The organism is Pseudomonas sp. UBA5706 (assembly GCF_002419965.1).
In the GTDB taxonomy this organism is placed as follows: Bacteria; Pseudomonadota; Gammaproteobacteria; order Pseudomonadales; family Pseudomonadaceae; genus Aquipseudomonas.
Genome location: NZ_DIHC01000040.1, coordinates 8,127 through 17,892 on the forward strand (window position 1 = coordinate 8,127; position 9,766 = coordinate 17,892).

Annotated in this window: 3 protein-coding genes; all 3 read right to left on the bottom strand. The window is 61.1% G+C overall.

Features of this window, described 5'->3' with window-relative positions:
- Positions 1-358: 358 nt before the first annotated feature.
- The 3 genes from recD to recC are packed head-to-tail and all read right to left on the bottom strand — an operon-like array spanning position 359 to position 9,653.
- A complete protein-coding gene (gene recD, locus B3I26_RS19520; RefSeq protein WP_296260050.1) occupies positions 359-2,446 on the bottom strand; it encodes an exodeoxyribonuclease V subunit alpha in 2,088 nt (695 codons plus the stop codon).
- On the bottom strand, positions 2,443-6,171 hold the full coding sequence (gene recB, locus B3I26_RS19525) for an exodeoxyribonuclease V subunit beta (protein WP_296260051.1): 3,729 nt from the start codon (positions 6,169-6,171) through the stop codon (positions 2,443-2,445). Before recB ends, recD begins: the two co-directional genes overlap by 4 nt.
- On the bottom strand, positions 6,168-9,653 hold the full coding sequence (recC, locus tag B3I26_RS19530) for an exodeoxyribonuclease V subunit gamma (protein WP_296260053.1): 3,486 nt from the start codon (positions 9,651-9,653) through the stop codon (positions 6,168-6,170). Before recC ends, recB begins: the two co-directional genes overlap by 4 nt.
- Positions 9,654-9,766 lie beyond the last annotated feature (113 nt).

Consider the following 9,766-nt stretch of genomic DNA (forward strand, 5'->3'; position numbering starts at 1 on the left):
CAGCATCAACCCACTCAAGCGCTTGACCTTACGCCTAAGCGCCTGCACTGGAGATGCTGCGCAAGGATGCACGAAAGCTGACGCGCTTTTGATTCTGACGCCGCTGCCCGCTGCATCGATGCCCGCCGTTGATTCTGGCCGCAGGCCGTAGGCGCTCGGCTTGCCAGCGATCTGCTGCGAAGCGGCAGCGAAACCTGCGATTTCCGTTGTGTCAGGTTTACCGCGTGCACCAAGCAGCGAAACCGTTACCTCGGGTTATCAGGTGTACCGCATCCACAGGCTTGGCTGCCGGTCCCCGGCAGATCGCCGGCAAGCCGGGCTCCTACGCCCTCCGGGCAGAAGCACGATGGCGGCGTCTTCACATCCCCAGCATCAACCCACTCAAGCGTTTGACCTTACGCCTAAGCGCTTCCTCGAAGACGCCCTGACGTGGCTCGATCAGGCTGAACCAGTTTTTCGCCCGGGTGATGCCGGTGTAAATCAGCTCCTTGGTCAGCACGGGGTTCAGCGCCTCGGGCAGGATCAGCGCGGTGTGCGCGAACTCCGAGCCCTGGGATTTGTGCACGGTCATGGCGTACACCGTTTCCACGTCGTTCAACCGACTGGGCAGCACAAAACGCACCCCGCCACTGCCGTCGTTGCGTGGGAAGGCCACGCGCAGTGCTTGGCGACTCTCCTCCACCGGCCCCTCCGGCAGACGCAGGGCAATGCCGATGTCACCGTTCATCAGGCCCAGACCGTAATCGTTGCGCGTCATCAACACCGGACGCCCTTCATACCACTGCTGATCGCTCTCGATCAGCTGCGCGGCGAACAGCGTCTGAGTAATGCGCTGGTTCAACCCTTCCACGCCCCACGGCCCTTTACGAACGGCGCAGAGCAACTGGAATTGGTCGAACGCATTTAACACGTCGCGTGCCCAATCGACGCAACGCGGATCGTCGATCGTAGTAATTCCTTGCGCACGCTTCGCGTGCATTACGCCCAGATAATGCCGATAACCTTGCGGGCCATTACCGTGCCCGTCCAGCAACAGGCGTGACAGCGCGCGATCTTGCTCGCCCTTGAGCGCCAGGGAAAACAGATCGGTATGCGTGCGGGCCGTGAGTAACGCGCGGGCATCCTGATCCTGCTGCTGGTTGACCAGCTTGGCCAGCTGCCCAATCCCGCTGCCTGCTACGAACCGCCGGGAATGACGCAACATCACCACTTGCTGGGCCAAGGCATGGCGCTGATCATCGCCCTGTTGCAGCCCACTCCTGCTCAAATCTTCGCCACTGACCGACTCCAGCCACGCCTGAGTCTGCGCGCTATACATGCCGGCTTCGGCGTCGCGACACAGGTCACCCAGCACCGCACCGGCCTCCACCGAGGCCAGTTGATCCTTGTCGCCGAGCAGCACCATGCGCGCATTAGGCGGCAAGGCGTCGAGCAAGTTAGCCATCATTTCCAGGTCAATCATCGACGCCTCATCGACCACCAGCACGTCCAGCGGCAACGGGTTGCCTGCATGGTGACGGAAGTGCCGGGTGCCGGGTCGACTGCCGAGCAAGCGATGCACCGTGGTCACGTCGCTGGGGATTTTTTGCCGCACGTCTTCCGGCACCTGCAGCGATTGCACTTGATGACTGATGGACTCGGTCAGACGTGCCGCCGCCTTGCCGGTCGGTGCTGCCAGACGAATACGCAGCGGTTTGCCACGCTCCACTGCGGGCGACTGCAACAGCGCCAGCAGCCGCACCACGGTGGTGGTTTTGCCGGTGCCAGGGCCACCGGTGATGATGCTGAACGCGCCACGAGTGGCCAGCGCACAGGCGAGCTTTTGCCAGTCGATCAGGGCCTCAGGCGCAGGGTTAGCCGGCCCGAATAACGCGTCCAGACGCTGCGCCAGATCATTCGGTGCGGCCTCGCTATGGGCCAGGCGACGGCGCAACGCCCTATCGATCCTGCGCTCGTAGGTCCAATAGCGACGCAGATACAGGCGACGCTCGGACAACACCAACGGCTTCTGCGCCGCCGCGTCGCTGTTATCACCGGCCTGGGCCACCAGCAGGCTGTCGGCCAGCGCCTGGCACCAGGTTGCACCATCCAACGCCTTGAGCAGCGTAGATGGCAGCAACATGGGCGTTGATGACACGTCGCCTTCTGGCGGCAGCGACAAGGCAAAATCAGGTTCTTTCAGCGTTTCGTACAGGTCCAGGCAGACATGACCGTGCCCCAGTTGATGGCTGGTCAATGCCGCTGCCAGCAGCACCAATGAGTCGGCCGCCGGATCAAGATCCGCCAGAAACGCCACAAAGGCCTTGTCCAGCGCACGCAACCAGCCGCGCTCCACCCAGCGTTCCAGCAACAGCAGCAGGTCATCGACGCGGCTCAAGGGTTTGAGCGCAGCGAGGCTGTCGGCGTCCAGCGGCGTGGGCAGCAACTGCGCAAAGGTTCGGTTCATATAAGGTCTCCTGGCAACGCTGTTTCCTCGATCACAGCTCGGCCCTGGAACAGCAGATCCAGATTCTCGATGAGCTCCCGAGGTGGCCGGGTGAACCATGCGCCCCGGCTTGCCGCGCGACTGCCGCGCACGAACAGATACACAGCGCCGCCCAGGTGCCGGTCGTAGTCGTAATCGGCCAGACGCGCCTTGAGCTGGCGATGCAGGGCCAGCAGGTAGAGCACGTATTGCAGGTCGTAACGGTTCTCCAGAATCGCGCTTTCCATTGCCGCTTCTGTATAGGCATCGTCATCGACACCCAACCAGTTGGATTTGTAATCGGCCACGTAATAGCGGCCCTGATGTTCGAACGTCAGGTCGATGAAGCCCTTGAACATGCCATTAAGCGAGACCGTTTCCGCTGCCGCTCGCGGCGCGCCGTTGTGAGTATGACGACGCACCAGCGCGTCCATCTGCGCCACATCGACCTTCGAGCAGGCGAACCAGAATTCCATCTCGACGCGGTACTGATTGGGCTGATCAAGATCGCTCAAAGCGACAGCGTGCACGTCATTTCCCACAGGCAGCGGCATGTTCAATAAATGCGCGAGCCAGTCGGTCAGGGTATTGATCCAGCCCTTCCAGTCACGCCGGTTACAGCGTTGCGCCACGACCTTTTCCAGTGCAGCCGAATCACGCGCGACAACCGAAAACCCCTTCTCCCCTGCCCACTCCAGCAAGCCGTGGAGGAACGTCCCGGGGTTCGGGCCACGTGGGAAGCGGTGGATGTCGCCCCCACTGACTAGCGTTTCGCGAGGTGCGTCGGGGTCGAGGCGCTCATCGTCAAACAGCTTTTGCGCTTGCGGACTATCGGGGGACTGATCGCCGCTGTCGGTAATAGTGTCGCCGATGCGCAAGGCGCTGTAGGACGCAATCCACCAGTTCTCCCGAGCGCTACGCCGGGGCATGCGCGGTTTGCTCAACGCCGCTTCGCTGCGGGGCGCGCTGAAGGTCTCTGCGGTCGGTGCCGGCACGGCCTGGACATGCAGGGTAGGCTGCTGATCGGCCAATGCCTGTAGCCACTGAGTGAGCCCCGCCGATTCGGTGAGCGCCTCGCCGCCGCCCAGCAGATAACCCAATGCCGAGCGGTGCAGAATCGAGCCGTTAGTGTTACCACGCTTGATGTCGGCGACGCCCAGCCAACAGGCATGCTGCGCACGAGTGAGCGCGACGTACAGCAGACGCAGATCCTCGGCCAGGCGCTCGTCGTCGGCCTTTTCAACCAGCACGGCGGTCGGCTTGAGACTGATCTGCGCGTGGCCTTCGGGGTCATGAAAATGCAGCGGCAGGCGGCTGCCATCCACCGGTTTGGTCGAGCAAATGAAAGGCAGAAACACCAGTGGATATTCCAGACCCTTGGACTTGTGAATGGTCACGACCTTGACCAGTTGCTCGTCGCTTTCCAGGCGCAGAATCTGCTCTTCGCCTGCTTGTCCGGACAGCGCCAAATGCTCGCCCAGATGACGAATCAGCGCCTGCTCGCCATCGAGCTCAGCGGCAGCCTGTTGCATCAATTCAGAGAGGTGCAGCAGATTGGTCAGCACCCGTTCGCCATCAGTGCGCTGGATCAACGCCTGAGGCAATTTGAAGTCGTGCAGCAGCCGACGCAACATCGGCAGCACCCCCTGGGTGCGCCAGACACGGCGGTAATCGCGAAACTGCATGACGCGATTTTCCCACGCCAGCTCGTCCTGATTGAGCAGTTCAAGCTCGGCCAGCGGCAGAGCCAAGGTGATGCTGGCCAGTGCGGCGCGCAGGGTACGCTCAGCATCCGGTTCGGCACAGGCCTTGAGCCAGGCCAGCAGGTCGTGGGCCTCCTGCGCGGCGAATACCGAGTCCTTGTCGGACAAGTAAACGCTACGTACGCCACGGGCCGACAGTTCGGCGCGCACCGCCTGCGCTTCTTTGCCATCGCGCACAAGAATGGCGATATCTGCAGGTCGCAGGCCCTTGAGCGGCTCGCCGGTTCGAGCAAAACCGGCTCGCCCCTGTTGCCCGGCATTGAGCAGGCGCACAATCTCACTGGCGCAACTGCTGGCCAACTGCTGACGGTATGTGGCGCCTGAGACCGGCTGCTCACTTTCCAGTTGCCAGACGTTCAGCGCGGCAACGACATTGCCGTTAAGCTGAAAGCTTTCCTTGCGCCCTTGCGCCCCTACTGCAAGAAAAGGCACCGGGTTGTCATCGGCGCTTCGGAATAGAAATGCGCCGCGCCCGGTCGGGCTGTTTTCCGCGCGTACGAATACGTGGTTGACCGCCTCGACCATTGCGTGACTTGAGCGAAAGTTGGTGCCCAGCGTGTGCAGCCGCCCAGTGGTCGCGGATCGTGCGCGCAGGTAGGTGTAGATGTCAGCGCCACGAAAGGCATAAATTGCCTGTTTGGGGTCGCCGATAAGAAACAGGCCGGTCGTTTCATCGTTGTCTTGCAGACGATAAATGCTATCGAAAATCCGGTACTGCACGGGGTCCGTGTCCTGAAACTCGTCGATCAGCGCAACCGGAAACTGCTCGCGGATCAAGGTCGCCAACCTCTCGCCACCGGGGCCACGCAGCGCAGCATCCAGACGCAACAGCATGTCGTCGAAACCCATTTCGGCGCGACGACGTTTCTCTTCCTCAAAACGCGTTCCGACCCAATGCGCCGCGTGCTCAAGCACGGCGGCATCAGGGGTTGGCAGTGTGTCGAGGGCGACTTTCAGCTCGACCATCGCCTCGAAGGCCGGGTGCGATGGCGGGTTGTTTTTCCAGGCCTCGGCGATACCGTCGGGCGTGAGCCGGGTAAAACCGGTGCCCAGATCCAGTTGCTCTTGTTCGTCGTCGTTGGCCCAGGCGATTAGCTTGTCGAACCAGGGCCTGAAATAACGCTCCTGCATCTTGCGGCCATCGACGACCTTGCACGCCACGCCATCCAGGCAGATAGCGTGCAACTCGGCGGCCCAGTTGGCCCAGGGCGACTTGAGCGCCTGCAAGGTTTCGCGTCGTTGCTGAATCGATGCTTCGATCAGTTGCGTCGGCGATTGGGTGACGGGCGCCCGATCGCTGCCAAACAATGCCCGAACCCGTGGCAACAACGCCGCCGGGCCGCCCCAATTGTTTCGCACCCAGTTCAGCGCATCGCCAGTCATGGGGTAGCAGAACTTGCGCCAGTAATCACGCAGCACTTCGCCAAGCAAATCGCTGTGGTCGGTTTCCAGGCTTTGGGTAAACAGGCTGCCACTGTCGAAGGCGTGCTCGCGCAACATACGCTGACACCAGCTGTGAATGGTCGATACCGCGGCCTCATCCATCCACTGTGCGGCGATGTCCAGACGGCTCGCGCAACCGGCCCATTGTTCCTGTTCAAAGTCGTTACGCAGGTCGGCGATCAGCCCATCGGGGGCTTCAATCTCCTGACGGAAGAAACGCGCGGCTTCGGCCAGGCGCGTGCGGATACGATCACGCAGTTCCTTGGTCGCCGCATCGGTAAAGGTCACTACCAGAATGTGCGGTGGCAGCAATTCCCGACCGAAACCTGACACCTCGCTGCCGTGACCGAGCACCAGACGAAGGTACAGCGCCGAAATGGTGAAGGTCTTGCCGGTGCCGGCACTGGCCTCGATCAGTTGGCTGCCTTTGAGCGGAAAGCGCAGGGCCAGAGGTTGCTGAGCTAAAGGCTGCTGAACCAAGGATTGCTGGACGTTACTCATGCTCCGGCCTCCTCGCTGGACTGTGATTGCCAGGGCGCTTCGAAAATCGGTTTGTACAGCGACTCACACCAGCCGGCGAACTCTTCGCTATCGAGCATCGCATCGAAATCCGGGAACTGACGGGACAGTGCGGTGCTTTCCGCACGCTCGCCATTGCTGTTTTGGCCGTCGCCTTCATAGGCCTTGCGCGCGGCCGCTTCAGCTTTGACTTCATCGCTCTGGCCCAACCAGGCGAAAGCGGTTTTCACCGCGACCGGCAAGGGGCGCTGCATGCCGTGTTGCCACGCGAGCAGCAGGTCACTGAGGGTTCTCGTCGCCGTGTCTTTGTCCAACGGCGGCAGCAGCAGCGTCTCATCACTGGCGACCAACGCTGTGGTCAGCGGCAGATCGCAGGCACAGGCCACCAGATGATTAACCCAGGGTTTGCTCAGGCGATGCCACTTGCGGGACTTCTTGCCGCCTATGGCATTCGGGATGGCCGTGACTGCCAGGAGTTGGTGGTCGGTGTTTTGATAAAGGCCGTCGAGCCAACCATCAAGCTCGACCCCTTGATGTGCGTAGGTCACTGGCAGCGCACTGTGCAGGCGCTCAGGCCATTTGAGCAGCAGGTCGTGATAACGGCGAGCCAGGTCCGGCAATGGTTCGATCAGTTCATCTTGCAGCAGCGTGCCAAAGCCGGCCATTGGCAGCAGGCCGCTGGCCTGCAGGCGAGTCGCTTGCGCCCGAAGCGAATCGTCGGTGTTTTCCGGATCGATCAATGCGGCTTGCAGCAGGCTATCGCTGACCCCATATCGCTCCAAGGCATCGAGCACGAAAGGCTCCTCATCAGCCAAGGGCGCTTCGGCCACTTCAAAGAAGATTTTCAGACGCTGACTGAAGAAGTGTTTGACCGGGTTGCGCAGGAAATCCTGCAACTGCATCAGGCTTAGCGGCTCTTGCTGGTCATATCTTTCCAGCACCTTGAGGTCGCCCGTCCCAACGATAGCCTCGTGAAGCACCTGCCATTCGCGGGCGAAACTAAAGAATTCCGGACTTTCTTGAAAGTATTTGGCACTGAAGGGCTGCAATGGATGTTCGAGCGTCAGCTTGTGCAGCAGTTGCTGACCGGGATCACGCTTCTTGTCGTCTTCCGGCTCGATCGCACCGGCTAGCCGCCAACCGCTGGCCAGGTGATCGCGCAACTGACCGATAAGCACCGACGCAGGGCGTTCAGAATTGTCGCGAATACTGCGCCCTACCCAGCTGACATACAGTTGATCGCGGGCCGAGAGCAGCGCTTCGAGCAGCAGATATCGGTCGTCTTCGCGACGTGAACGGTCACCTGGACGGTAATCACTGCCCATCAGGTCGAAGTCCAGCGGCGGTTGGGCGCGGGGATAATCGCCGTCGTTCATGCCCAGCAGGCAGACAACCTTGAAGGGGATCGCTCGCATCGGCATCAGCGTGCAGAAATTGACCGAGCCTGCGAGAAACCGCTGGGACAGGCGCCCTTGATCAAGGCCGGCCAGCCAGGCTTCCCGCACCACCGTAAGCGGCAGTTCTTCGAGCAAGCCAACGACTTCGCAGGTTTCCAGCCAGGTTTCGCGCAGGGTCTCAAGCTGGCCGAGCAGGTAGTCATCGTGCTCGCTGTCTGCGCTGAAAAACAGTTGCATAAGCGCTTGCAGACGCATGCCCCAGACCGGTGGCGTTGCAGCGTTCGACAGCTCGGCATGGGCAACGTGCAGCGCATCGATCAGCGCAACCAGTGGGCCGATAAGCGCCGCGTCCAGCCCGCCAATCTCGTCGTAGGGTTCGATATCGTTGTAGGCGATGCCGGCCCCCACGGCGTAACCCAGCAACATGCGGCGCAGACCGAAGTGCCAACTGTTCTGCTCCAGGGCTTCGGGCAGACCAAGGCCTTCACGTTGCCTGGCGTTGAGTCCCCAACGTACGCCCGCGCCCTCGATCCAACGATGCAGCGTCGGCAGATCACGCTCGTTGATGCCAAAACGCGCTCTCAGGGCGGGGACGTCCAGCAGGTCAAGGATCTCGCTGACCTGGAAGCGACTGTCTGGGATCTTCAGCAAGTGTTCGACTGCAATTAGCAGCGGGTCACGACCACGTTGGCCTTGGTCTGCCAGCGTGAACGGGATGAAGCGGCGGTCGTCACGGTCCAACTGGCCGAACACGGCGCGAATGTGCGGCGCGTAACTGTCGATGTCCGGGACCATTACGATCACGTCGCGAGGGCGCAAATTCGGATCGGCACTGAAACGTGCGAGCAGTTGATCGTGCAGCACCTCCACGTCGCGTTGGGCACTATGGGCAACATGGAAGCGAATGGACCGGTCGGTCTTGAGGTCCACCGCTGGCCACAGCTCACGGGTTTCACCTAATGGACGAAGCTCGAGGATGTCGTCCTGCAGCTGGTTGAGCAGGGTCCCAGGATCGCTTTCGCTGAACAGATCAATGCGTCCATCACGGAAAATCGCACGATAGCTGTTGGGGTCGTCGTGACTGTCCAGCAGGTTAATGTAATCGCGCCCTTGCTTGCCCCAGGCAGCAAGCAAGGGGTGAGCGTGCTGATGCAGCGCCTCCGGGTTAAGTGCGGCTGGCATGCCAGACTTGCGCGACTGACGCTTGTACTCGTGCCGCAATAGATCCTTGTCAGCGACGATGTCTGCCCAGTGGTGGCGGCAGGGGTTGTGCACGCACAACAGCACCTGACTGAAACGAGCCAGGCCGGCCAAGGCTTCGAGCGCCTGAGCCGGCAGCGAGGAGATGCCGAACACGATGACGCGCGCGGGCAGACCCGCAGGGGCTTCGGTCATCGTGTTGATGCGCTCGATATAGCGTTGATGCACGCCGGCGCGGCTCTGGGCCATGCCTTTGGCGCCGACGTCGTGAAGCAGTGCACGCCACAGCTCGGCTTGCCAGCAGTTCTCGGCCTTTAACGGCTTAACCTCCCCCCTTACGTTTTTCAGCTGATGCCGGCCAGCGGCCCAGTCTTCTAACCAATCGGCGCGATAGACTTGGTATTGATCGAACAGGTCGGCCAGCCGCTCAGACAGCTGATAACGTTTGCGAAGATCGGTGTCGGCCGTAAGGAAGCGCTGCAGCGGCTCGAAGTGAGGTTGATCGATCAGCGCAGGTAGCAGGCGCATCAGGCGCCAGGTCAAGGGGGCTTTGTCGAGTAATGAGGTTTCAGGAATTTCATCCTTGCCCAATACCGCGCGATATAGCTGCCACATGAAGCTGCCGGGTAATTGAACATCGATTGCTGCGGCAATGCCGCATCCTCCTTGATCGTCATCCTGCGCATCTTCTGCCAAGGCCAGCTTTAGCCATTGTGCAATGCCGTTGCTCTGTACAAGCGCGACTTCATTCTCCAGAGGCGTCAGCGGATAACGTCGCATCCAGGACACCACAAGGCTGCGCAGTTCATCCAGGCGATTGCCATGAACCACCATGAACCCAGGGTTTAGGTTGGACGTCACCGGCATAACAGCTTCCTTGGCGTTTTTTGAAGAGGGGAAAGACTAACAGAGGGGGCGATGCCGAAGCACCTGAGAGAGCTCATGACTTTTCCGCGCGTAAAAACAAAACCCCACATGCT

What these genes read in the sequence shown, in the direction of transcription:
- recD (WP_296260050.1), bottom strand. Translation starts at nt 2,446, where the DNA reads ATGAACCGAACCTTTGCGCAGTTGCTGCCCACGCCGCTGGACGCCGAC.
- recB (WP_296260051.1), bottom strand. Translation starts at nt 6,171, where the DNA reads ATGAGTAACGTCCAGCAATCCTTGGTTCAGCAGCCTTTAGCTCAGCAA.
- recC (WP_296260053.1), bottom strand. Translation starts at nt 9,653, where the DNA reads ATGCCGGTGACGTCCAACCTAAACCCTGGGTTCATGGTGGTTCATGGC.